Source organism: Campylobacter magnus, assembly GCF_028649595.1.
GTDB lineage: Bacteria > Campylobacterota > Campylobacteria > Campylobacterales > Campylobacteraceae > Campylobacter > Campylobacter magnus.
In genome coordinates, this window is sequence record NZ_JAQSLK010000006.1 from 30,271 (window position 1) to 54,601 (window position 24,331).

26 protein-coding genes and 1 tRNA gene are annotated in these 24,331 nt (G+C 39.3%); 19 read left to right on the forward strand and 8 right to left on the reverse strand.

Annotation, left to right across the window (positions count from 1 at the left end; all coding sequences use genetic code 11):
* Nucleotides 1-13 precede the first annotated feature (13 nt).
* The gene (lepA, locus tag PTQ34_RS07330) at nt 14-1,831 is read right to left on the reverse strand and encodes a translation elongation factor 4 (RefSeq protein WP_273932909.1); all 1,818 of its coding nucleotides are present in this window, start codon (nt 1,829-1,831) and stop codon (nt 14-16) included.
* 198 nt (nt 1,832-2,029) lie between these two features.
* Here lepA and PTQ34_RS07335 point away from each other — a divergent pair, with 198 nt between their 5' ends.
* The 9 genes from PTQ34_RS07335 (at nt 2,030) to PTQ34_RS07375 (ending at nt 11,180) form a co-directional block, all read left to right on the forward strand.
* Nucleotides 2,030-2,584 carry a YajG family lipoprotein gene (locus tag PTQ34_RS07335; RefSeq protein ID WP_273932910.1) on the forward strand — a complete coding sequence of 185 codons (555 nt, stop codon included), beginning with the start codon at nt 2,030-2,032 and terminating at the stop codon, nt 2,582-2,584.
* Nucleotide 2,585: 1 nt separating this feature from the next.
* On the forward strand, nt 2,586-3,161 hold the full coding sequence (locus PTQ34_RS07340) for a ComF family protein (protein ID WP_273932911.1): 576 nt from the start codon (nt 2,586-2,588) through the stop codon (nt 3,159-3,161).
* Between the two features lie 663 nt (nt 3,162-3,824).
* Nucleotides 3,825-5,489 carry an SLC13 family permease gene (locus PTQ34_RS07345; protein ID WP_273930023.1) on the forward strand — a complete coding sequence of 555 codons (1,665 nt, stop codon included), beginning with the start codon at nt 3,825-3,827 and terminating at the stop codon, nt 5,487-5,489.
* A gap of 102 nt (nt 5,490-5,591) precedes the next feature.
* On the forward strand, nt 5,592-6,707 hold the full coding sequence (locus tag PTQ34_RS07350; RefSeq protein ID WP_273932912.1) for a PilZ domain-containing protein: 1,116 nt from the start codon (nt 5,592-5,594) through the stop codon (nt 6,705-6,707).
* 46 nt (nt 6,708-6,753) lie between these two features.
* The gene (gene plsY, locus PTQ34_RS07355; RefSeq protein ID WP_273932913.1) at nt 6,754-7,368 is read left to right on the forward strand and encodes a glycerol-3-phosphate 1-O-acyltransferase PlsY; all 615 of its coding nucleotides are present in this window, start codon (nt 6,754-6,756) and stop codon (nt 7,366-7,368) included.
* Nucleotides 7,365-7,694, forward strand: a complete 330-nt coding sequence (locus PTQ34_RS07360; protein ID WP_273932914.1) for a dihydroneopterin aldolase — start codon at nt 7,365-7,367, stop codon at nt 7,692-7,694. The genes plsY and PTQ34_RS07360 overlap by 4 nt, the downstream gene beginning before the upstream one ends.
* A gap of 77 nt (nt 7,695-7,771) precedes the next feature.
* Nucleotides 7,772-8,443 carry a homeostatic response regulator transcription factor HsrA gene (gene hsrA / locus PTQ34_RS07365; RefSeq protein WP_273930027.1) on the forward strand — a complete coding sequence of 224 codons (672 nt, stop codon included), beginning with the start codon at nt 7,772-7,774 and terminating at the stop codon, nt 8,441-8,443.
* 14 nt (nt 8,444-8,457) lie between these two features.
* Nucleotides 8,458-9,663 carry a sensor histidine kinase gene (locus tag PTQ34_RS07370; RefSeq protein WP_318532618.1) on the forward strand — a complete coding sequence of 402 codons (1,206 nt, stop codon included), beginning with the start codon at nt 8,458-8,460 and terminating at the stop codon, nt 9,661-9,663.
* A 62-nt stretch (nt 9,664-9,725) separates the two neighbouring features.
* Nucleotides 9,726-11,180 (forward strand): Ppx/GppA phosphatase family protein, encoded by a 1,455-nt coding sequence (locus PTQ34_RS07375; RefSeq protein WP_273932915.1) that lies wholly within the window; start codon nt 9,726-9,728, stop codon nt 11,178-11,180.
* Nucleotides 11,181-11,295: 115 nt separating this feature from the next.
* Here the strand turns inward: PTQ34_RS07375 and PTQ34_RS07380 are convergent.
* The 3 genes from PTQ34_RS07380 to pseB all read right to left on the reverse strand — a co-directional run bounded on the left by PTQ34_RS07380 (nt 11,296) and on the right by pseB (nt 13,002).
* Nucleotides 11,296-11,370, reverse strand: a tRNA-Asn gene (locus PTQ34_RS07380).
* A gap of 66 nt (nt 11,371-11,436) precedes the next feature.
* On the reverse strand, nt 11,437-11,907 hold the full coding sequence (locus PTQ34_RS07385; RefSeq protein WP_273932917.1) for a GNAT family N-acetyltransferase: 471 nt from the start codon (nt 11,905-11,907) through the stop codon (nt 11,437-11,439).
* A 96-nt stretch (nt 11,908-12,003) separates the two neighbouring features.
* Nucleotides 12,004-13,002 (reverse strand): UDP-N-acetylglucosamine 4,6-dehydratase (inverting), encoded by a 999-nt coding sequence (gene pseB, locus PTQ34_RS07390; RefSeq protein ID WP_273932919.1) that lies wholly within the window; start codon nt 13,000-13,002, stop codon nt 12,004-12,006.
* 92 nt (nt 13,003-13,094) lie between these two features.
* Between pseB and PTQ34_RS07395 the strand changes: the two genes are divergently transcribed.
* From PTQ34_RS07395 to PTQ34_RS07425, 7 genes are all read left to right on the forward strand, one after another.
* Nucleotides 13,095-13,436, forward strand: a complete 342-nt coding sequence (locus tag PTQ34_RS07395; protein ID WP_273932921.1) for a hypothetical protein — start codon at nt 13,095-13,097, stop codon at nt 13,434-13,436.
* Complete coding sequence (locus PTQ34_RS07400) at nt 13,426-14,028, forward strand: RsmD family RNA methyltransferase (RefSeq protein WP_273932922.1); 603 nt, start codon at nt 13,426-13,428, stop codon at nt 14,026-14,028. The genes PTQ34_RS07395 and PTQ34_RS07400 overlap by 11 nt, the downstream gene beginning before the upstream one ends.
* Nucleotides 14,029-14,086: 58 nt before the next feature.
* Nucleotides 14,087-14,500, forward strand: a complete 414-nt coding sequence (locus tag PTQ34_RS07405) for a flagellar protein FlaG (protein ID WP_273932923.1) — start codon at nt 14,087-14,089, stop codon at nt 14,498-14,500.
* Nucleotides 14,501-14,565: 65 nt separating this feature from the next.
* Nucleotides 14,566-16,455: a flagellar filament capping protein FliD gene (gene fliD / locus PTQ34_RS07410; protein WP_273932924.1), complete on the forward strand. Its 1,890-nt coding sequence runs from the start codon at nt 14,566-14,568 to the stop codon at nt 16,453-16,455.
* Between the two features lie 8 nt (nt 16,456-16,463).
* Nucleotides 16,464-16,859 carry a flagellar export chaperone FliS gene (gene fliS / locus PTQ34_RS07415; RefSeq protein ID WP_273932925.1) on the forward strand — a complete coding sequence of 132 codons (396 nt, stop codon included), beginning with the start codon at nt 16,464-16,466 and terminating at the stop codon, nt 16,857-16,859.
* Nucleotides 16,846-17,076 (forward strand): hypothetical protein, encoded by a 231-nt coding sequence (locus PTQ34_RS07420; RefSeq protein WP_273932927.1) that lies wholly within the window; start codon nt 16,846-16,848, stop codon nt 17,074-17,076. The genes fliS and PTQ34_RS07420 overlap by 14 nt, the downstream gene beginning before the upstream one ends.
* A 169-nt stretch (nt 17,077-17,245) precedes the next feature.
* Nucleotides 17,246-18,157, forward strand: coding sequence for an SLAC1 anion channel family protein (locus PTQ34_RS07425; protein ID WP_273932928.1), 912 nt, complete (start codon nt 17,246-17,248; stop codon nt 18,155-18,157).
* Between the two features lie 104 nt (nt 18,158-18,261).
* Here the strand turns inward: PTQ34_RS07425 and thiS are convergent, their stop codons facing one another.
* Nucleotides 18,262-18,450: a sulfur carrier protein ThiS gene (gene thiS / locus PTQ34_RS07430; protein ID WP_273932930.1), complete on the reverse strand. Its 189-nt coding sequence runs from the start codon at nt 18,448-18,450 to the stop codon at nt 18,262-18,264.
* 83 nt (nt 18,451-18,533) lie between these two features.
* Here thiS and dut point away from each other — a divergent pair, with 83 nt between their 5' ends.
* The 3 genes from dut (at nt 18,534) to PTQ34_RS07445 (ending at nt 21,301) form a co-directional block, all read left to right on the forward strand.
* Nucleotides 18,534-19,223, forward strand: a complete 690-nt coding sequence (gene dut, locus PTQ34_RS07435) for a dUTPase (protein ID WP_273932932.1) — start codon at nt 18,534-18,536, stop codon at nt 19,221-19,223.
* The gene (locus PTQ34_RS07440) at nt 19,220-21,055 is read left to right on the forward strand and encodes a Na/Pi cotransporter family protein (protein WP_273932934.1); all 1,836 of its coding nucleotides are present in this window, start codon (nt 19,220-19,222) and stop codon (nt 21,053-21,055) included. The genes dut and PTQ34_RS07440 overlap by 4 nt, the downstream gene beginning before the upstream one ends.
* Before the next feature lie 72 nt (nt 21,056-21,127).
* On the forward strand, nt 21,128-21,301 hold the full coding sequence (locus tag PTQ34_RS07445; RefSeq protein ID WP_273930041.1) for a YgaP-like transmembrane domain: 174 nt from the start codon (nt 21,128-21,130) through the stop codon (nt 21,299-21,301).
* Nucleotides 21,302-21,336: 35 nt separating this feature from the next.
* Here PTQ34_RS07445 and PTQ34_RS07450 read toward each other — a convergent pair whose 3' ends face one another.
* The 3 genes from PTQ34_RS07450 to thrS form a co-directional block, all read right to left on the reverse strand.
* A complete protein-coding gene (locus PTQ34_RS07450; RefSeq protein WP_273932935.1) occupies nt 21,337-21,819 on the reverse strand; it encodes a gamma carbonic anhydrase family protein in 483 nt (160 codons plus the stop codon).
* A 75-nt stretch (nt 21,820-21,894) separates the two neighbouring features.
* A complete protein-coding gene (gene infC, locus PTQ34_RS07455) occupies nt 21,895-22,410 on the reverse strand; it encodes a translation initiation factor IF-3 (RefSeq protein ID WP_273930043.1) in 516 nt (171 codons plus the stop codon).
* On the reverse strand, nt 22,407-24,230 hold the full coding sequence (gene thrS / locus PTQ34_RS07460; protein ID WP_273932936.1) for a threonine--tRNA ligase: 1,824 nt from the start codon (nt 24,228-24,230) through the stop codon (nt 22,407-22,409). The genes infC and thrS overlap by 4 nt, the downstream gene beginning before the upstream one ends.
* Nucleotides 24,231-24,331 lie beyond the last annotated feature (101 nt).

Here is a 24,331-nt window from a genome sequence, read left to right on the forward strand (position 1 = left end):
CTTAGCTTTAAACTTAATCAATCTTTAACACGCTTAAAAATGCCTCTTGCGGCAGAGCTACCTTGCCTATTGCCTTCATGCGCTTTTTGCCTTCTTTTTGCTTTTCAAGCAGTTTGCGCTTTCTTGTGATATCGCCGCCGTAGCATTTGGCAGTTACATTTTTGCCTACTGATTTTACGGTTTCTCTTGCGATGATTTTTGAGCCAATGCTAGCTTGGATAGCTACTTCAAAAAGCTGTCTTGGCACGATTTCTTTCATAGCTTTTACTAAGTCTCTGCCTTTGCTAAACGCATTTTGCTCAGGCACTATGATGCTTAGAGCGTCTACTATCTCGCCAGCTACTCTTATATCAAGCTTTACAAGGCGTCCGCTTTGATACCCACAAGGCTCATAATCAAAGCTTGCATAGCCTTTTGTCGCAGATTTTAGCTTGTCGTAAAAGTCCATTACTATTTCATTTAGTGGAATTTCATACTCTAAAAGCACACGCTCAGGCGTGATATAGTCCATTTTCTTTTGATTGCCACGGCGGTTTGAGATTAGCGTGATGATTGAGCCTACAAACTCAGCCGGCGTGATAATGGTCGCCTTTACATAAGGCTCTAAAATTTCAGCGATATTATTTACTGGCGGTAGCTCGCTAGGGTTTTGGACATTTAAAGATCCGCCATCAGTGGTCTTTACTATGTAGGTCACAGTTGGCGCAGTGGCTATCAAATCTAGATTAAACTCACGCTCCAAGCGCTCTTTGATAACCTCCATGTGAAGTAAGCCCAAAAATCCCACACGAAAGCCAAAGCCAAGCGCAGCCGAACTCTCAGGTTCGTAGCTAATAGAACTATCATTTAGTTTTAGCTTTTCAAGCGCATCTCTGAGTTCTTCAAAGCGGTCAGTATCAATAGGATAAAGCCCAGCAAAGACAAACTGCTTTGCACCCTCAAAGCCTGAAATCGGCTCTGCGGCTTTGTTGCTAGCTAGCGTTATAGTATCGCCTACTGCGATTTGGCTTACGGTTTTTAGTCCCATTACGACTATTGCGATTTCGCCAGCCTTTATGCTTTTGGTTTTTTGCGGTGCTATTGGGTGCGGATAAAGTAGATCTAGCACAGGGTATTTTTGCGCTGAGCCCATTATATAGGCTTCATCGCCAGTTTTTAAGCAGCCCTCAAAAACACGCACAAGAGCCAAAGCTCCAAGATAATTATCAAACCAGCTATCATAAATTAACGCTTTTAGCGGTTTATTCTCATCGCTCGGGCCGATTTGCTCTTTTTGACTGTTTTTTGGATCTGGAATTCGCTCGCAAATTGCGCCAAGTAGCTCATCAATGCCAAGACCACTTTTTGCACTCACGCAGATAGCCTCGCTACAATCAATGCCGATGATATGCTCTATTTCATCTTTTATTCGCTCTGGATCAGCTTGTGGCAGATCAATTTTATTTAGCACTGGGATTATAGTTAGGTCGTGTTCTATGGCTGTGTAGACATTTGCAATGGTTTGAGCCTGCACGCCTTGGCTAGCATCTACTACTAGAAGTGCTCCCTCGCAGCTTGCTAGAGAGCGAGAGACCTCGTAGCTAAAATCCACATGCCCTGGGGTGTCAATGAGATTTAGTATGTATTCATCGCCCTTGTGCGTGTATTTTAGTCGCACGGACTGCGCTTTTATGGTGATCCCACGCTCACGCTCTATATCCATATTATCTAGTAGCTGCGAGCTCATTTGGCGATCACTCACAGCCCCACAAGTGCTGATAATGCGATCAGCTAAGGTGCTTTTGCCGTGGTCAATGTGTGCTATTATGCTAAAATTGCGAATTTTACTCATTTTTGTCCTTTAAAAGCGCAATTATAGCAGATTTTTCTAGAATTCCCTAGATTTTATCAAAGCTCAGTGCTAGTTAGAACTCGCTAGGGAATTCTAGAATTCCTAAAAGACGCAACCCCCAGAAAAAAATTCGCTAGGGAATTCTAGAATTCCTTAAAAAATCTGCTAAAATTAGCAAAACTTTTTAAAGGACAATAAATGAAAAAGATTTTTAGCTTGTTTTTTGCGGCTGTGGTGGCTGTGATATTCTCTGCTTGCGCAGCAAAGACTACGATCGATCTGCCAGCGCAAAATAGCGTCAAAAGCGGCATTCTTGGGCGAAATATCAGCCTTAGCGTAAGCGATCTAAGGGATGATAAAATCACAATCGGCGTGCTAAAAAACTCTGATGGAGATATCACAAGTCGCATTTCTACTAGCTCCCCGCTTGAGGCTTGGATGAAAAATGCTCTCACTGCTGAGCTTGCAAAGCGTGATATAGCAGTGGTTGATGAGATGCCTGATTTTAGCGTAAATGTAAATATTGATAAATTCCAAAGCGAGATTTTTGGCATAGGCACTAAGAATATGCACGCAAACTCGCAAATAACAATCATCGCAAACTTTGGCGATAGAAGCGTAAAAAAGACCTTAAACGAGCCGGTGATTAGCTTTGCTCCGCTACCTACTTTAAAAAGCCTTGAGCCTTTTGTCATAGAGACTTTAAGCGAGCTAGCAAGTCGCTGCGCTGCTGAAATAGCAAGTATAAACTAAAATGCGCTGCTTGGGGTGCGGGAGATTTTGCCTTAGGCTGCTTTGTGCTACTTGCCAAAATATCCTAAGCTCATATACGCTAAAATCTAGGCTAGTTGATGGGCTAGAAGTCTTTTATTTCTATGCTTATAGCGAGATTTCAGCCTTGCTTGGCACCAAGCACAAGCTTTGTGGCTCTGGGGTTTTTAAAGCCCTTTGCCAGCTTAGTATTTCACGCTTTGCGCAGAGCTTTTATCTGCCTAGTGAGCCACTTATTCACGCTATTGCTCTAGATGATAATGTAAAAAGCGGCTACTCTCACTCAGCAATCATCGCAAAAGCCCTAAAAAACGCTCAAATCTCGCCTTTGCCAAATGCTCTAAAAGCTATGAGCGAGGTCAAATACGCTGGCAAAAGCCTAGAATATCGCCAAAAAAATCCTAGAAATTTTAAGCTTTTAAAGCCTTTAAAAGCGCCTGTTATCCTAGTAGATGACATCATCACAACAGGGCTTAGTATGAAAGAGGCAAAAGAATGTGTGCAAAATGCTGGTGGGGAGGTGCTCTTTGGCATTGTCCTAGCTGATGCTAGGGAGTGAGTTTATTTTTTAGTTTGGTTGGGTTTTTATAGGCTGGCTTGCGCATTTATTGTGCTAAAATCACAGCTTGAGAGCCCATCGCCTTTTAAAATTTTTCGCACCATTTTTCTGCGGCGGCTGCCTTGAAAAATCGGCACGAAAAATTTTAAATCACTGCCGCAAACGGCTCTCCACGGCTAGTCTGTGCTGTGCTTTTAACACACTAAACGCGCAATCTTGGAGCCTTGTTTTTAACTGCCGCTACCGCGAAGTTTAAAGGGCAGCGCAAATCTAGAATTCCTAAGCATAATTTTCTAGGAATTCTAGAATTCTTAAGCATAAATCTAGAATTCCTAAGACTAAAAATACCACAAATTTTAGTGTGGTTTTAGGGGCGGCAGTCCCTAAGGATTTAGGGCGTAGCCCTTATAAAATTTGCGGGGCTGGCTTGCCCCACTAAAGCGAGCAAAAATCTAGAATTCCAAGGATAAATTTAGAATTCCTTAAAGATTGCTTCGCAAGCCCAGCAATGGCGCAGGGAATTCTAGAATTCCTAACATATTTTAAACTAAAATTTAGCTTAAATGTTACTTTTCGCTACACTGGCAAATAAAATTTAAACTTTTTAGCTAGTAAATGCTAAGTAAATTGCTATAATTCGCCAAAATAAAAAAAGGAGAATAAATGCAAAATTCCCAAGTGCCAGTAGATAAAAAGACCAATTTGGTTCAAATCTACGGACTTTTTATCGGTATAATCGCAGCTATTGCTGTGTATTATCTCATGCCTAGCAATGCTGGCGAGGTAGCCCAAGCAGCTGCTGGGGCAAAAAAGCTAAACACAAATGGTATCGCCATAGTAGCGGCTGTGGCTGTGCTAATGGGTATTTGGTGGATGACAGAGGCTATTGCTTTGCCTGCTACTGCCCTACTTCCTATGGTGCTATTTCCTATCCTTGGTGTTGATACGTTTAAAAGTGCGGTTACGCCGTATGCTAGCGATACGATTTTTCTATTTATGGGAGGCTTTGTGCTTGCCCTTGCTATGCAAAAGTGGAACCTGCACATACGCATAGCCCTTGGAATCGTGCTACTAATCGGCACTAGCCCTAAGCGGCTTATAGCTGGATTTATGGTAGCAACTGGCTTTATCTCTATGTGGGTTAGCAATACAGCAACTGCTGTAATGATGCTGCCTGTGGGTCTAAGCGTGCTATATCTAGTAGAAAAACTAGTAGGCAACGCAAATATCCCACAATCAGCCAGCGTAGAGGCTACGCAGGTGCTAGATGATGATGCTGTGCGCCAAAGCACGCAAGGTGGTGCGATGAATGCCATCATGCATAAAGGCAAAGATGTAGTCCAAGAGGTAAAAGACAAAACAAAAGCCTTTCGCTCAAACTTTGGCATTGCGCTTATGCTAGGCATTGCTTACGCTGCATCTCTTGGCTCGCTTGGCACACTAATAGGCACACCACCAAATGCGATTTTGCTAGGAAATATGAAAGATATGGGAATTGAAATCGGCTTTGGCGAGTGGATGCTAATGGGCGTTCCGCTTAGCATAGTGCTACTAGCTGCGTGCTGGGCACTGCTAGTATATGTGCTATTTCCACCTGAGATAAAAGAAATCCCAGGCGGCAAAGAGGTTATAAGAGCTGAACTTGCTAAGCTTGGTTCATTTAGCACGCCTGAAAAGCTTGTGGCTATTGTGTTCTTTTTAGCAGCGTTTTGCTGGGTTTTCCTTGGCTTTATCTTTAAAAGCTATGGTATCAAAATCGGCTCTCTTGATTCAATAATAGCAATGAGCGTGGCAATAATATTATTTATCATCCCAGCAAACAGCAGCGGCGAGCGTCTAATAGACTGGAATACAGCAAAACACCTGCCGTGGGATATTTTGCTACTATTTGGAGGCGGTCTAGCTCTCTCAGCGCAGTTCGGCAAAACCGGTCTTAGCCTATGGATAGGCGAACAAGTAAGCAGCCTTAGCGTGCTACCTATGGTTATAGTGATACTAGCAGTTACTGCGCTTGTTATTTTCTTAACAGAAATCACATCAAATACAGCCACCGCAGCTGCTTTTATCCCTGTAATCATAGGCGTAGCAGGCGGACTTGGATATACAGAGCATAATGTTCTACTTTTTGCTATACCAGTAGCTTTGGCTGCGACTTGTGCCTTTATGCTACCAGTGGCAACTCCGCCAAATGCCATAGCCTACGGCTCAGGATATGTGCGGATAAAGGATATGATAAAAGCTGGTTTTTGGCTAAATATCATCTCAATTTTCTTAATCACAGCTATCGTGATGACTATAGGCACAGCGGTATTTGATCTAAAATACTAAAATGCCTAAGCCTTAGGAATTCTAGAATTCTAGAATTCCTAACTTTAAATTTAATTTATTTATGATAAAATCTAGCCCTAAAAGTAAATTTATGGGGCAAATATGCAAAAATACGAAGGTTACGAGAGCCTGATTTTACAATGCGAAACACTACTTGATGAGTGTGAGATAGACTTTGTAAAAAAAGCAAAATCACTGCTAAAAGAGCAAGATTTTTACGCAGACCCAGATGATTTTGAATCTGCGATGAGCGTGGCTTTTAGAGCTATTATAGGCTATGGGACTAGCGCAAAAAGCGTGCTTGATGGTCTAAAAACTTGCTTAAATAAAGATGAAAAACTAGCAAAATATATACTAAAAAACTCTATTTTAGATTTTAAAAAGAATTTTAAAGAAAAAGAACCTCGCTTTGAAAATACGCTAGAAGCGGCTATTTCTCGCTTTAACGATGACTTTGGACTAGATGAAGATATAGTGATAGAAAAAGCAGGGCAAGAAGAGCAAATCCAAACAAATACAATCAGCTTTGATGGCGCAAATACCTTGGTCTTTGGCGATATTTTCTGGGAGCTAAAAGCCGCAAAAGAAAGCGAGCTTTGGCTGCTAAACCTATATAAAGGCGTGCCGATTAAAAACAAAGCCAAAATCACAGATATTGAAAATGAAAAACTAAGCCTAAAAACAGAATTAATCCAACTTCTAGCCATAAAAGAAGAAGGCTCAGCCTTTATCCTAAAAGGAGAAAATATCAGCTCAGATATTGAGTGCAGGGTCTTAAACTTTAATTTTGGTGCAGGTGTGGTGATGCTAGAGCCCTTTCGCCGCAGCACGAAAACAGCTGCACTTTTAAGGGCACATCCTCGCCTCCAACCATCAAAACTAACTCCTGTTAGCTTGCTTTATGATAATAAGCGCATAGATGCTCAGCTTTTTGACATTAGCCGTGGTGGGCTTGGTGCGATTTGCGCTGATGGATTAAGGCTGCAGGCTGGCTCAAAGCTAAAGGCGATTTTTAATCTAGAAATCGCAGGCGCTTTAAAGCAAATAGACCTAAATCTAGAGCTAGTAATAGCCCTAAACTACCAAGGCACGATGCGCTACTGCTGTAAAATAACAGATACCGCTCAGCCTTGTATGAGCGATATTTTTGCCTACACTGATGTAAGAGAAAAAGAAACTCTAGATGAACTAAGCAAAAAAGCGCAGGATTTTTTATAGAATTTAATTAAAAATTCTAGAATTCACTAATAATAAAAGGATCAAAATGATAAATATAGTTTTTTATTTAATAGCTTATTTTTTAGCAGCTGTTCCTTTTGGACTGGTGTTAGCAAGGCTTTTTGCTAAGGTTGATATAAGAAGCGCAGGTAGCGGCAGCATAGGCGCTACAAATGTCTTGCGTGTGGTAAAAGAAAGCAATCCTGCCCTAGCAAAAAAGCTTAGCATCGCTACAGTCGCCCTTGATGCGCTAAAAGGACTAGTGCCCCTTGTGGTGGCAAAATTCTGCTTTGGCTTAGGTGATAGCGTGCTTTGGGCGATGGCGGTTTTAGCAGTAATTGGGCATTGCTTTTCGCCGTATTTATTATTTAATGGCGGTAAGGGCATAGCCACTGGGGCTGGAGTAATGATATTTTTCTTGCCACTTGAGGTTATACTTGCGCTGATTGTGTGGTTTGTAGTAGGCAAGGTGCTAAAAATCAGTTCGCTTGCTAGCCTAAGCGCACTTGTGGTTTTTATAGCCAGTTCGTTTATAATCCACCCGCAAATTGAGGTTATAAACACGCATGCACCGGTGCTTATCATCTGCTTTATCATTGTCTATAAACACTGGGGAAATATCTTGCGCTTAATAACTGGCAAGGAGAAAAAAGTAATATGAAAATCAGTCTAAAAATGCGCTTTAAGTGCGTGGTGGGCGTGCTTAGCTTTGAAAGAGTTAAAAAGCAAAAAATCTCTTTAAAGCTAAGCGCAAAGACAAGTGAGTTTATTGATTATGGCTTAATTAGTGAGTATATTTATGCTTCTTTTAAGCAGCAAAAATTTATTTATTTAGAGGATGCTTTAGCATTTTTTGAGAAAAATCTAGTAAAAGAGTTCCCAAAAATCACAAAATTTAAGCTAAAAATCTCAAAACCACAAATTTTTAAAATGCTTGCAAAGCCTTATAAAAGCACACCTTCGCTAAGCAAAAAAGTAGTTTATTAAAATAAATTTAAAAAAAATTGAATTTTTCCTTAAATTTTATGATAGAATTGCAGAAACATTTTTAAATAAGGAATAAAATGAGAATTCTAGTTGTAGAAGATGAATCAACTCTAAATAAAACACTTCTAGACGGACTTAGTGAGTGTGGATTTCAAACAGATACTAGCGAGAGTTACAAAGACGCTGAGTATTATATAGGCATTCGCAATTATGATTTGGTGCTGTGTGATTGGATGCTTGAAGATGGCGATGGTACAGACCTAATCGAAGTTGTAAAGCGCAAAAGCCCACGCACTCCAGTAGTCATACTCTCAGCCAAAGACGACAAACAAAGCGAAATCACAGCTCTAAAAGCTGGAGCTGATGATTATATCAAAAAGCCTTTTGATTTTGATGTTTTAGTAGCCAGATTGGAGGCTAGACTGCGTTTTGGTGGCACAAGTGTGATTAGAATTGACGAGCTTATCATAGACCCAGATGAAGAAAAAATCATCTACAAAGAAAAAGAAATAGAGCTAAAAGGCAAGCCTTTTGAGGTGCTAACTCACCTTGCTCGCCACTCAGACCAAATTGTTAGCAAAGAACAGCTACTAGATGCTATCTGGGAAGAACCAGAGCTAGTAACTCCAAATGTAATTGAAGTAGCAATAAACCAAATCCGCCAAAAAATGGACAAACCACTTGGCATCTCTACTATTGAGACAGTTCGCCGCCGTGGATATAGATTTTGCTTTCCCAAAAAAGCCTAAGAGCTAGATTTATATTGCAATTAGCTATAGCTGGGGCTATGCTGATTGCGATTTTTTCTGGAATTCTCTACCACTACATTGAAATTTCAATCTTTGAAAATGTAGCTATTAGCCTAAACCGCATAGCAAAAGACTTAGAACCTCGCTCAAAACTCTACGCCCTACAAAGCAAAATTCCAGATGTAAAAATCAGCGTAGATGAGACAAAAATACAAAAACCATATTTTAGCTATAATAAAGACAAAAGCTCCACACAGCTACACTACCCTACAAGCTACGGAACTTTGATAATAGATAAAAATACCAAAGAATATAGCCAAATCACAGCGCAAATTCTCTCAAATATCATTTTTATAAACGCTACTGCAATTTTTCTTATACTTTTTTATGCGCTATTTTTATCTAGAATTCTAGTTTTGCCTGTGCGCACGCTTGCTTTTAAGCTATCTAAACTAAACGAACACAGCCTAAAAGGCGTGGAAAGCACGCAGGTGCCAAGTGAGTTTGAACCTTTAGCAAAGAGCATAAACCGCCTTATAGAAAGAATTGAAGCTTATGCGCTAAGCCAAAAAGAGCTATTTATAGGCGCAGCACACGAGCTAAAAACACCGCTAGCTGTCATGAAAACCAAAAACGAAGTAACCTTGCTAAAAGATAGGCCAAAAGAGCAGTATTGTGGGGCGCTAGAACAAAATATAAAAAGCATTGATCAAATGAATAAGATGGTAAGTGCGATTTTACAAATCGGGCGCGGGGAAGCAGCACAGTTTGAAAAGCCTGTTAATACTGATATAATCGCATTTTTAGGCGAGATTTGTGAGAGCTTTAAAGCCCTTGCTAAAAAAGAAGGCAAAAGCCTTAGTGCTAGTTTTAGTCCGAAAAGTCTAAAAATAAGCATACAAACCACACTTTTTACGCATATTATGCAAAATTTTTTACAAAATGCGCTAAAATTTTCCCCTGAGGGCTCAGAGGTAAAAGTAGAGACAAAACTGCTTGATAATATACTTGAAATCAGCGTTAGCGATGAGGGCTGTGGTATTGATGAGAACAAAGATATTTTTGCACCTTTTAAACGCTATGGCAAGGCTGGTGGGTCAGGTCTGGGGCTTTTTGTGGCGAAAAACGCTGCAAATGCGATGGGAGCGCAGATTAGCGTGCTAAATAGAAATGATGGCAAAAGCGGGGCTGTGGCTAGGCTTTTCCTTAAAATATCTTAAGAATTCTAGATTAGTGTTAAAAAATTAGGTAATTTTAAGTAAAAAATACAAAAAGGATAAAAATGTCAAAAAGAATAGCAGTAATCGACCTTGGCTCAAACTCAGCCAGACTAGCGATTTTTGAGCGCACTAGCAGGCTTGGGTTTTTTATCCTGCGTGAGTATAAAGTAAAAGTGCGCTTAGGACACGGCGCATACGAAAATGGCGGAATGTTGCAAGAAGCAGCCATAGCAGAAGTGCTTGAAGCACTAAGTGAGTTTAAAACCTACATAAAACTCTATAAAGTCCGCAAAATCATCGCCGGCGGCACCTCAGCTCTGCGTGATGCGCCAAATAAAGCTGTGTTTTTAACTAGATTAAAAAACGAGCTAGGCATTGCTATGAAAGTAATTAGCGGCGAAGAAGAAGCTAGCCTTGGAGGCATAGCAGCAAGTAATCTTTTGCCACCACTAGAAGATGCTTTGTGCGTGGATATCGGCGGTGGTAGCACTGAGCTTGCTCGCATAAAAGATGGCAAAATGATAGCTGCAACCTCGCTAAATCTAGGCACGGTGCGATTAAAAGAGCTTTTTTATGACAAGGGCGATTTTAAAGGTGCTACGCAGTTCATAAAAGATAAAATTAACGCTCTTAATGGTGAGTTTAAAAGTGAGCAAATCGTAGCAATCGGTGGGTCGCTAAGAGCGATTTCAAAGGCTATTATGGAGCGTAGCAATTACGCTTATAAGGTGCTTCATGGCTTTTGTTATGAGCTAAGAAAAGAAGGTGCTTTTATCAAAAAAATCGCTACTGCTAAGCCAAATGATTTAAAAGAACTTTGTATAAAAAAAGAGCGTTTTGATACCATTACTGGTGGGGCTAGCATTTTTGATGCTTTATGTGCTTTTGCTGGGGCAAAAAGCGTGATTACAAGTGGTGTTGGTGTGCGTGAGGGATTATTTTTACGAACGATTTTGCGTCCTAGTATGCGCTTTCCAAAGGGTTTTAATCCTAGCTTAAAAAGCCTTAGTGAGCGTTTTTGCGTGATTGATAATGCGCCTATTGTGCGTTTTTCTAGGCTGCTTTTTAAAGAACTTGCTCCATTGCACGCTCTTGGCGAGTATGAACTAGGCTTGCTTAGCGCAGCAGCAAGGGTTTTTAACGCAGGGCGCGCCATAGGATACTACAGCGAGGCGCAAAATAGCGCATATATCGTGCGCTCAGGGCTAAACTATGGCTACACGCACGAGCAAATTTGCGCAATAGCTGCTATTTGCGAACTAAATAGCACAGAGTTTAGCAAGGCTGATTTGGGCGAGTTTTCTGGTATAATTTTGGGCAAAAATCTAAATATCACGGCACTAAAATGGCTATGTTATATACTAGCACTTGCTAGAAATCTTGGTGTGTATGCTGGGGTTAGTGCTAGATTTCATCTTGGCGTTTTAATCATTAGCGGTGCTAGCGAGCTAGCGCTTTTAAAAGCAAATATCAAAAAACTTGTTGAGCCAATTAAATTTGAAATAATTTTTGAGTAAATGGGCTTAGAAATACTCTAGAATTTCCTAAAACTCAAGGTAGAGAATTCTAGAAAAAATAACTTGCTATAAAGTGATTTTAAAACTAATGTGAAAAAAATGATTTAAGATAAAGTGGCTCCGGATGCTGGATTCGAACCAGCGACCAATCGGTTAACAGCCGACTACTCTACCGCTGAGCTAATCCGGAATATTTAAATAAGACTGGAATTATAGCCGAACTTAAAAGCTTTGTCAAGGGTTTTTTAAAAAATTTTTACAAGTTTTTAGATAAAATTATTTGATCATCTAGAATTCCTAACTCCAAAAAATGGGAGTTTTTTAGCAAATTTAAGGACTTTTCATTATCTTTTTTCACCCTAGCAAAAAGCTCTTTAAGCCCTAGCTCATAAGCTTTATTTAGCAAATTTTTTATCAAAATATCGCCAACTTTTTTAAAATCTGGATTTTTGTAAAAGCCAATTTGCGCTGCTGTTTTTGTAATATCAAAAAAGCAAATCACACCTAAAAAACTTCCATTTTCATAAATAGCGTAGTATTTTTTATTATTTTGAGTTTTTAGGTAATTTATAAAGTTTTTAAAAGCCTTTAACTCATTTTTGCGTCCAGAAAAATCGCCTAAAAAGCCGTAAATTTCGGGCTGTGAGCGAGCGTGAAAAACAGCTAAAATCTCATCATTATTTAAAAAACAAAAATCTTTTAACATAGCAAAAATATAAAAAAACATAGGAATTCTAGAATTCTAGAATTTTAAAACCCAGGAATTCTAGAATTTCAAAAATCTAGAATTCCTGGGCTCAAAATACAAAAAATCTAGAATTCCCTAGACCTTTGGAGTATTTTTTATCATTTGCTTAATTTCTGCCTCATCTAACCAAAGCGTATTTTTATCAGAACTATACGCAAACTCACTTTTAACTAACTCGCCTTTTTCGCCTATGGCGTTTTGGCTGAAATCTTCTAATCTATGCTTGGTGCTTGGAGCGATTACATAATGGTCGTTAAACTCAAAAGTATGCATAGCATCATCACTTGCTATCATGGCCTCATGTAGCTTCTCGCCTGGGCGGATGCCAATTATTTTATGTCCAAGTTCTGGTGCCATAGCCTTAGCAAGGTCTATTATGCGCATTGAAGGAATTTTTGGGATGAAAATCTCTCCACCTTTCATACGCTCAAAGTTTTTTAGCACAAAGCGCACGCCTTGTTCTAGCGTGATCCAAAAGCGCGTCATGCGCTCATCTGTAATAGGCAGTTCTTTTGCTCCATCAGCAATAAGCTTAGCAAAAAACGGCACCACAGAGCCCTTTGAGCCAACTACATTGCCGTATCTAGCCACACTAAAGCGTGTGCGGCGTGTGCCTGCGATGTTATTTGCAGCAGTAAAGAGCTTATCACTTGCAAGCTTTGTTGCGCCATATAGATTTATGGGGCTGCAGGCTTTATCAGTGCTTAGGGCGATCACTTTTTCTACATTACACGCAAAGGCTGCGTTTATTACATTTTGCGCGCCGTTTATATTTGTTTTTATACACTCCATAGGGTTATACTCAGCAATAGGCACATGCTTCATAGCAGCTGCGTGAATGACGAAGTCCACATCGTGCATAGCTAGTTTTAGGCGATCCTCATCACGCACATCGCCTACAAAAAAGCGCATACAAGGCGCATCAAAGCCTTGGCTCATCTCATAGTGCTTTTGCTCGTCCCTTGAGTAGATTATAAGCTTATTTGGCACATAATCTCGCAGCAAAACCCTAGCGTATTCTTTGCCAAAGCTGCCTGTGCCACCGGTGATTAAAATATTTTTGCCATTAAACATTTTTGCCCCTTTTTGCGCTTAAAAGCATAATTCTAGCAAAATTTTAAGGCAATTTTAGATAAAATTAGCAAATTTTTAAAAAATGGTAGAAAATGAAAGTTTTTATTAATTGTGATTGTGAAATTTTATCAGCCACGCTAGAAAAAATTCTCTCAAACTCTATTTCTAGCCAAAGTGACGCTGATATCATTATTTGTGAGAGAGAATTTGCTAGCAATAAGCCACTTTTTATCATCGGCAAGGACATCACTCAGCCTTTTAGCGAAACAGAATTAAAGCAAAAATTAAACGAGTTTTTAAATAAAAACGAGTTTTTAGAGAAAAAAAATAGCTCAGCCACCGCACAAAATTTTGATGCTTTTGAGAAAAACTTAGATGAGATTTTGCTTTCTTTTAAAAAGCAAATTTTGGAGCTTTTTAAAAATGCAAAATAAGCAAGATAGCTACGAAATAAACATCGCAAGCGGGGCTTTAAAAGGGCGAAAAATTACCTTGCTTAGCTCAGAGAAAACTCGCAGCACAAAATCCATCGTGGCTGATAGCTTTTTTGACAGCTTGCGTGATGAAGTGCGTGATAGCGTGTTTGCTGAGCTTTTTGGCGGCTGTGGGCTTATGGCTGTGCGTGCACTTAGTGAGGGTGCTAGCAGGGCTTTTGCTTTTGAAAAGGACAAAGCTAGCTTTGGCGTGCTTAGCAAAAACCGCAAAAATCTAGGCTTAGATGAGCGTTTTGAGATATTTTTGGGCGATACTTTTAGTCTAGCTTTGGACGCGCTAAATGGCTCAAAAATCAAGAATTGGAATTCTAGATTTATACTTTATCTAGACCCGCCTTTTAGCATTAGAGAAGGCTTTGATAATATTTATGAAAAATGCGTGGATTTACTTAGCAAACTAGACCCAGATATCGCAGTATTTGAGCATTTAAGCAGTGTTACATTGCCTAAGAGCATAGGCAAACTTACTCTAAAAAAGAGTAAAAAATTTGGAAAAACCACGCTTAGTTATTTTTTTAATGAAAAAGTATAAATTTTTTAAGCTTTTTGCCGATTTTAAAAGCGAATAAAACTCACAAAGGGGTAGAAATATGGAAATCTTTAACAATATAGCAAGCAGCATGGCGACCACAACAGCGCAAAAATCAGCTGAAATTCAACGCCCAGTAGCTGATGTAAGCGGCTCGAAGATAAATACCGAGAGCTCGACCGAGCAGCCAAAAGGTGCAGCTGAGCTAAACAAACAAAACTCAGAAGAAATGAAAGCTAAGCTCGATGAAGCAGTAAACGACCTAAATGAATATATGCAAAAAATGGATACAAACCTGCGCTTTGGCTACAATCAACCGCTAAACACGTTAACAGTAAGCCTAATCAACACTCAAAACGGCGATACAATCCGCCAGTATCCAAGCGAGCAAGTAATAAGAATGAGAGAAAATCTACAAGAACAAATCAGAAGTCTTTTTAAAGAACAAGGGCTTTTGATGGATCAAATAAACTAAAATCATTAACTAGGGAATTCTAGAATTCCCTAAACAAATCCATAAAAATACAAAAGGACAATATCATGGCAGGCGTATCAGTAAGCACTCCAAGCAAAGAAAACTCACCTACTTATGGACTTAGCAAAACAGGTGCAGCAGTCTCAGACAAAGCGCAATTAAACATAGCAAGTAGTATTTTAACTCAAGATGTAATAGATGGTCTAAAAGACGCTGATGAAAGCGTTCAAATCAAGCCTCTTACTCTAAAAATAGATAAAAATACTAAAAAACAAGCCGATATCACAGCACTAACCACGCTGGTATCAACTCTAAAAACAAGCTACGCTGATGTGGCAAACGAAACAGCAATGCTAAAACGCACAGTCACAGCCGCTGGCTCAGGCTCTGTAACAGCAAATGTAGAAGCTGGCGTGGCAGAACAAACCGTCCGCCTAAGCGTAAGCCAGCTAGCACAGGTTGACTCATACCAAAGCAAAGGCTTTAAATCTCGCTCAGAGGCTCTAGCAGGCATTACTAAAGAAGAAAGCCTTACTCTCTCAGTAGGCGATAAAAGCGTAGATATAAAAGTCGGCGCATCAACCACGCTTGAAGATATCATAAACCAAATCAACGACGGCGCAGGCGACGCTATAAAAGCTAGCATAGTAAATACTGGCGGCGAAAATGGCTATAAGATGATTTTACAAAGCAAAGAATCAGGCGAGAAAAATCAAATTAAATTCAGTGTAGCAGGCAATGACCCAGATGCTTTAAAAGGCGCAAAAGATGTGCTAGAAAAACTTGGCTTTAAGGCTAAAGAAACTGCTATTCAGGATGACAAAGGCACAACAACAGGTTATGATCTAGTAATAGACACCGCTGATACTAGCGCAGGCGGCAAACAACTACAAAAAGCCCAAGATGCTAAATTTAGCTTTAATGGCATTGATATCACTCGTAGCTCAAATAGCGTAGATGACCTTATTATCGGAGTTACTTTTAATCTAAACAATGTAGATGAGAAAAACAGCACAACAGGCGCACTAAAAGAAAGCGTAATCACTATAGGCAAAGACACAGACGCAGTAGTAAAATCACTAAAGAGCATGGTAACAGCCTATAATGATCTAATTAGCAATGTCTCTACTGCTACTTCATATGATAGAGAAAATGGTGTAGCAGGTACGCTAAATGGTATGAGCGAAATCACAGGCATAAAAAGAAAGCTACAAAATCTATTTGAATCATCAAATAGCGATGGCAAGAGCCTACAAAACTTTGGCTTTAGCTTTACAGAAAAAGGCGTGCTAAGTGTAGATGAGAGCAAACTAAAAGATACTATAAGCAAAGACTATGAAGGCTTTAAGTCGTTTTTTACAAACTCTACTGAGTATAAAAATGCTGGTGTTTTTGGTACAGAAAAAATAAATCAAACTCTAACAAACAATATCTCTGGCAAGCTAAAAATCAATGGTAAAGAAATTCAAATTGATCTTAATAAAGGCGATGCTGTCAAAAACGCAAATGAGCTTGTAAGGCTTATAAATGACGCTGAGATACCAAATGTAACAGCTCGCCTTGCTGATAATGGCGTCTTACAGCTTGTAGGCACAGGCGGTAAGGATATAGAAATATCAAAAGACTCTGATCCTGCCTTGCTAAAAGCACTAGGTTTAGAGGCTGGCACAACTCCAGGTTCAAGCACTGATAAAAAAGGCTTTTTTGACAAACTAAGCGATATAGTAACTGGGCTAATAGGCACAGAGGGCACACTAACAAACCTAACAAGTAGCCTAAAAGACAAATCCAAAATCATCCAATCGCAAAAAGACAAAGTCCAAGCAACGCTTGATAAAAAATACGCGATGATGCAAAAGCAGTTCTCAACCATCGCTGTGCAAATGAACGCGCTAGAAAACTCATTTAACTCGCTTAAAAACACCTTTGATGCGCTGTTAAATAGCAATAAATAAGGATAAAAATGCAAAGCTCTGCTTATAATAGCTATAATAGCACCAGCCTTAGCGTAGATAACCAAGAAAAGCTAGTTTTGATGCTTTATGAAGGAATTTTGCGCTTTGCGGCTCGTGCCAAAAAGGCAATGCAAGAAAAAAATGTCCAAGAAAAGGTCATGTTTATAAACAAAATTAGCGCAATTTTCATTGAGCTTAGTAGCTCGCTTGACCTAAATCAAGGGCAAATCGCTCATTATCTAAAAGGCCTATATGCTAGAGAAATCACAAGGCTCATTGAAGCAAACATCAAAAACGATGTAGATGCTATAGATGAAGTGATCCGTGTAACTCGTGGGCTAATCTCAGCGTGGAATGATGCTACTGGAACAAACACGCAAGGAGCGCCTGATGTGGACAGATGAACTAACAGTAGCACTCATTGCAGGCGATATAGAAAAGTTTCAAAACATCTTAGACAAACAGCCAAAAGAGCTAAATATAAATGATATTAACACGGCAATGAGCCTTATAACAGAGGCGCAGAAAATTTGTCAGCATAAACTTGATTTGCTTCACACTGAGTTTGAAAAAATCAAGCTTGCTAAAAAGTTTAGCCACGAGATGGCACTAAATTATTAAAAAAATACCTAGGAATTCTAGAATTTATTCTTGGGAATTCTAGAATTTCGGCTTAGGAATTCTAGAATTTTGACTTAGGAATTCTAGGGAATTCTAAATTTTTTTAGGAATTCTAGAATTCCATAGGGCTTTAAACTTACTTAAAAATAGCTAAAATCAAAGGTATAAGATGAATAAAATCCAAAACTTCCCTATCATGCTGTTTACTACTATTATGGGGCTTGGTGGGCTTAGTATGGATATTTTTTATATCTTTGGGGCTGGGTTTTTGTTTGAGAGTTTTCGCTTTGTTACAGCAGCTCTTTTTGCCTTGCTTTTTATCTGCTACGGCTTAAAAATTCTACTTTTTAGAAACTCTGTAAAAGCCGAACTTCACCATCCTATTAAAATTAACTTTTTTCCTGCTTTTAGCATCTCTCTTTTGCTTTTGGCTGCTCTTTTTAGCGAGTTTAGCGGGGTTAGCAAGGCTTTGTTTTACGCTGGCGTGGCGTCTCAAAGCATTATTACTCTTTATGTGATTTCTGCGTGGATCAGCCGCGATATAAACATCGAACACAGTAATCCTGCGTGGTTTATCCCAGTAGCAGCAAACCTGCTAATTCCTGCCTTAGTGCCTTTTGATGCGCCGTGGACTTGGTTTTATTTTTCCTTTGCGCTGTTTTTTTATGTGGTGATTTTTACCTTGCTTTTTTATAGGCTGATTTTTCATCCAAGTTTGGAGAGCAAGTTTATACCGACACTTTTTATTTTCATCGCTCCGCCTTCGGTGGCTTTTTTAGGCTATGAAAAGCTCGCCCGTTTTGATAATTTTGCGCTGATTCTCTTAAATATTGCTATATTTTTTACCCTGCTTTTGTGCTTTATGTATAAAAAGTTTTTGCGCTTAAAGTTTGCTTTATCGTGGTGGGCATTTACTTTTCCGCTTGCTACTTTTTGCCTAGCTCTTTTAAAAGCAGCTCATCTTGGGGATTTTTTTACTTACGCTGGTTTGGCTGTCTTTGGTGCGCTTTGTGTTTTTGTATTTTTGTGTCTTGTTGGCACGATTAAAAGCGTGGTTAAAGGCACAGCTTTTGAAGCTTAAATCTAGAATTCCTAGGAAATTTATTTAGGAATTCTAGAATTTATTCTTGGGAATTCTAGATTTTTTTGAGAATTCTAGAATTTATTCTTAGGAATTCTAGATTTTCAGCCCCCACCTACTAGTTCTATGACCTCTATTTTATCGCCCTCTTTTAGTTCTACTTCTTGCCAAGCTTTTTTTGGGATTACTGAGCCATTTATGCTAATAGCGATGTGTTCGCCAAAGTTTATTAAAATGCTTGCTAAGCCTTGATTTTTCGTATCAAAAGTATTGCCATTTAAGAGTATTTTCATTTTTTGCCTTTTTTTTGAGTGTAATTTTAGCAAATTTTTTGTATAATCACGCGATAATTTTTTGGAAAATTTTTGGAAACAAGATGAAAAATCAAGAAAAAATCAAACATATGCTAGTCATGCAACAGCGCCTAAATGACGAAACAAACGGCACTGGCTGGGAAAATGGCATCACAAAAGATGGCAAGATAATTAACTGGAGACGCTGTATTTATATGGAGTGTGCTGAGCTTATTGAGAGCTTTGCGTGGAAGCACTGGAAAAACATAAACGCAAATCCAGACGAAGATAATGTAAAGATTGAAATAATCGATATTTGGCACTTTATTATGAGCTTGTTTTTAGCTGAGCACCGAGGAGAGCCAAGCTTTGATGAGCTCTCAGCTGAGATTGCTGCTAGCACGCTTTTTGGCGACTTTTGCAAAGAGCCCTTTGCGCTAAAAAACTATAATCAATACGAAATCATCAATGAAATCGAGATGATAATACACGCTACAAGCACGCCACAAACAAACTTTGAGAGCATTTTAAAGCTCTTTTTTGGGCTTGCTTTAAAATGTGGTGTGAATCTTGAAGTACTTTTTGAGGGCTACATCGCAAAAAATGTGCTAAATAAATTTCGCCAAAATCACGGCTACAAAGAAGGACGCTATAAAAAAGTCTGGGATGGCAAAGAAGATAACACTGTGCTTTGTGAAATCATTGCCTCAGGGCTTTTGGACGAAAACGAAATTTATACTAAATTAGAAAAAATATATAAGGAAATAAAATGAACGATAAGATGAAATTATCGTTATTTTACGGCTTTTTGATAGTCGTTTGTTTGGTTATGTATTATGGGACGCAGGTTATCCCTATAATCTATGGTATTTGTATATTTTTGTATGCGATGAAGGTGCTAAACTCGAGCTTTAAGCTGATTTCTGGCATTGAGACTTTCCTTAAAATTATGACAAAATCACGCTTTAAAGCCTTTACTTTTGGCTTTACAACTTGTACTTTGATGCAAAGTTCTGGTCTTGTTAGCGTGCTTGCGATTTCTTTTCTCTCAGCTGGACTTATCACACTCACCGCTGGACTTGGCATAATCTTCGGGGCAAATCTGGGCTGTCTAACAGGCGGCTGGCTAGTAGCTGCTGTGGGTCTAAAAATCAACATCTCAGCCTACGCAATGCCTATGATAGTAATAGGACTAATTAGCACCTACTCAAATCACAAAGCCACGCAGGGTATGGGCTTTTTTCTATTTAGTATAGGTCTGCTTTTCCTTGGAATTCACTATATGAAAAGTGGCTTTGATAGTATAAAAGACACAATTGACCTTAGCCAATACGCAATGACTGGCATCCAAGGTCTAATCGTGTATTTTCTAATCGGTGTTATCATCACAATAATCATGCAAAGCTCGCATGCTACTATCACGCTAGCAATCACTGCCCTAGCTGCTGGGCAAATCACCTATGAAAATTCAATTGCCATAGTAATTGGCTCAAATGTTGGTAGTACAATTATGTCAATCATCGGCGCATTTAGCGCAAATATAGAGGGCAAAAAGCTAACCGTAGCACATGTGATCTTTAACTTCACAACCGCAATCATAATGCTAGTGCTTGTAAATCCATTTACTTCGCTAACTGATATTCTCTCAGCTTGGGGTGGTATCGCAGATGATGATTACACACTAAAACTAGCTGTATTTAACAGCATTTTCCAAGTAGTAGGTGTGCTTATTTTCTACCCACTAACTGTGCCAATGGCTAGAATGCTAAACAAATATGTAGTAGCCAAAAAAGAACGCTCAAAAGTAGACCACGCTAAATACCTTAGCGAAGAAAGCCTTGCTTTTAGCAAATCAGCGATAAATGTTCTAGCAAGAGAGATTGAGCACCTTTTTTCAAACACTCTTTCAATCATCGCAAAAACTATCTCGCTCTCAAAAGCTGATATAGAAAGCGAAGAGCCAGTTGGAGCAGTAATTGCCAAGCGCAATAAGCCTATGGAAGTTGATTTTAACGAGCTTTATGAAAACCGCTTTAAGGTGCTTTATAGCGAGATTATCGAATATAGCGTGGACGCTGCTAAAAACGCATCAAGTGATGATTTGCCAGTGCTGCTTGATATCCGTCGTTGTGCCATGAATCTTGCAGAGTCCCTAAAACACGCTCAAACCATACAGCCAAACTTTTTTAGATTTATGACTAGTCAAAACGAGCATATCCAGCTAGCCTACAACAAGCTTCGCACAAAACTACTCTACACCCTCCGCCTCATAAATGAAAATGCTATTGAAAGCACAGAAAAAGACGAGGATAAAGAGTTTTTAAGCCGTGATTTTGAGAGCCAAATCAATGCTCTAAATGAAATAATAACAATACTTCGCAACGAAGAAACTCACCTTGATGCTCTGCTTCGTGACCGCAAAATCACAGGCACTATGGCAACTTCGCTTATGAACGACACAGCTCAGGTTCGCTCAATGGTAAGCTCACTAGCTCAAATCGTAATCACTCTAAAAGGCTACCAGGCCAAATATATAGAGAAAAAAGTAACTGATAAAGAACTAGAAGAAAAAAGCACAGAAGAAAGCGAGCAAAAAGCAGGATGAGTTTTAGGAATTCTAGAATTTCTAAAAACTAGCTAGAATTCCTTCTAAAATTCCTAGGTAAAAGGAGCAATATTGACAAGTACAAAAATAAAAATCGTCCAAATCATCATCGCTATAGTGCTAATAATTGCACTTTGGGGCATTAGTCCATGGCTTAGTCTTATAGGGCTTGTGCCTATTATTTTTGCTTGCGTGGGCTTTTGTCCGGTTTGCTATTTTCTAGGGCGTTGTTCTATAAAAAAGTAATTCTAGAATTCCTTCTAGAATTACTTCTAGAATTCCTAGGCTTTTCTTTTTATATTTTTGCTTGCTTTTATGTAGTGCTTTGCATTTAGCATATTTTCTTTGATTTCATCCACGCTTAGTTCACGCTTTATGCTTGCTGGCGAGCCCATTATGAGTGAGCCACTAGCAAACACTTTATTTTGCGTGACCACAGCCCCAGCTGCTACGATAGAATTATCGCCGATTTTTGCGCCATTTAAGATGATAGCCCCCATGCCTATAATGCAGTTTTTGCCGATATCACAGCCGTGAATGATAGCTCCATGACCGATGGTAGTAAATGCCCCTATTTTACAAGGAGAGCCTTTATCTACATGAATTACAGCAGCATCTTGGATATTTACGCCTTTGGCGATAGTGATTTTATCATAGTCAGCTCGCACACTAGCAGAGTACCAAATAGAGCTTTTCTTGCCGATTTTTAGCTTACCTTCAACTTGCGCATTCCACGCTATTTTTACTGATTTATGAATTTTCATAGCAAAAGTCTTTAAAAATAATTAAAAAGCAAAATCTAGAATTCCTAACCTAGGAATTCTAGATTTTAAGCAAACTTAGCCTTTTTTAGGCACAATTAGCATATTTACATAGCGACCCTCTAATGCTGGCGCATTTGCTTGGTCGCAGTTTTCGCTTACCATTTCCCAAATCTTTTCTAGCATAGCCACGCCAATTTGCGGCGTATTCATCTCACGCCCTTTTAGAAAAACTCTAAAGCGCACATGCTTACCATCAGCTATAAACTCTAAGGCGTGTTTAACCTTGTAATTTAGGTCATTTTGAGCTGTTTTAGCTGAGAGCTTTATCTCTTTTATCTCAATGACTTTTTGCTTTTTTTTGGCTTCTTTTTGCCTTTTTTCTTGCTGATAGCGGAATTTGCCATAGTCCATTATCTTGCACACAGGTGGATTTGCATCAGGTGCGATAAGAACGAGATCAAGCCCCATTTTCTCAGCTAGTTCTAAAGCCTCAGCCCTACTGATGATGCCATAACTAGTGCCATCATCTCCATTACAACGCACTTCATTTGCGCGTATTTCTTCGTTTAAGTAAATTTTATCTTTACTCAAAAAGTCACCTCGTTTATTTTAGATTTGATTAGTTCATAAAACTGCTCTAAGCTAGCTTCGCTTTGCTCACGCTTTACTCTATCGCGTATCGCTACTTTGCGTCCCTCTACCTCAGCGTCACCAAGTACGATTAGCATAGGGATATGCTCTTTTTCAGCGGTGCGAATGCGCTTATTTAGAGTTTCATTTTTATTAAATACCTTGCTATCAGCTCCAAGGTCAAGCAAAGCAGCTTCAATCTCCTTAGCATAAGCATTGTGAGATTCAGCAATAGGTATGATAGCAACTTGCGTGTGCGCTAGCCAGAAAGGCAGCTCGCCGGCTGTGTGTTCTAACAAAATTCCTATAAAACGCTCAAAGCTACCTAAAATCGCTCTGTGAATCATCACAGGCTGCTTTTTCTCGTTGTTTTCATCAGTGTATTCAAGCCCGAAGCGCTCAGGCAGGTTAAAGTCAATTTGCACCGTTCCACACTGCCATTTGCGTTTTAGAGCATCAGTTATTTTTATATCTATTTTTGGGCCATAAAATGCACCGCCGCCCTCGTCAATGCCGTATTTTAGCCCTTTTTCATCAAGTGCGTCTTTTAAAGCTTTTGTAGCTACTTCCCAAACCTCGTCGCTACCTACTGCTTTTGCTGGCTTTGTAGAAATCTCCATCTCATAATGAAAGCCAAAGGCTTTCATCATTTTATCCACAAAATCAAGTATTTCATATACATTTTCTTTGATTTGGCTTGGCATTACAAAAAGATGCGCATCATCTTGTGTGAATTCTCTAACTCTAAAAAGTCCGTGTAAAACACCGCTTTTTTCGTGTCTATGAACTACGCCATATTCGCAAAATTTCAGTGGCAAATCACGGTAGCTGCGTGCTTCGCTTTGATATACTTTTATATGACCTACGCAGTTCATCGGCTTTATACCGTATTCTTGTTCATCAATTTGCGTAAAATACATATTTTCTTTGTAGTTTGCGTAGTGTCCGCTGATTTTCCACGCTTCGCTTTTTAGGATTTCAGGGCCACGAACTGGCTCATATCCACGCTTACGCAAAGCATAATAAAGCTTGTGCTCTAGTCTTGTGCGAAGGCGTGAGCCATTTGGTAGCCATATCGGCAGTCCTGCGCCTATTGTCTCATCAAAGCTAAAAAACTTCATTTGCTCGCCAAGCTTGCGGTGGTCGCGCTTTTTGGCTTCTTCTAGAGTTCTTAAATGCTCATTTAAGCTCTCTTTATCCGCAAATGCTGTGCCATAAATGCGAGTTAGCATTTCACGCTTTTCATCGCCGCCCAGATACGCCCCAGCAATTCTAGTAAGCTTAAACCAGCGCAAATACTTTGTATTTGGCACATGAGGCCCACGACAAATGTCCTCCCACTCGCCTTGGCTATATAGCGTTACTTCACCTTGTGGGATACGCTTTAAAACCTCTTGTTTTAGGTCGTCTTTGGCGTATTTTGCGCTCACTTTATCCCAAGTAGAGTATTGCTTTACTAGATCTTGCTTGGCATCAATTAGCTCTTTCATTTTCTTTTCAATTACAGCTAGATCTTCTTCTTTCAGGCTCTCTCCATTAGGCTTTTTTACACGCATATCGTAGTAAAAGCCATCTTCGATAGCAGGTCCTACGAAAAACTGAACATTGCCATAAAGCTCAGTTATAGCCTGAGCCATTAGATGCGCACAGCTGTGGCGAATAATATCAAGCCCATCAGCTGAGTTTTCATAGTAAATCTCAGCCCCACCGCTTAGATTTTCGGCTTTATAGGTTTGAGTATCTACGATTTTATCATCAATTTTATATGCTATTACATCCATTTTTAAACCTTAAAAAATAAAAAATTTTGCGATTTTAGCTAATATTTTGTTAATATTAACTGAAATAAGCATTAAAAAAGCCTAGGAATTCTAGAATTCCT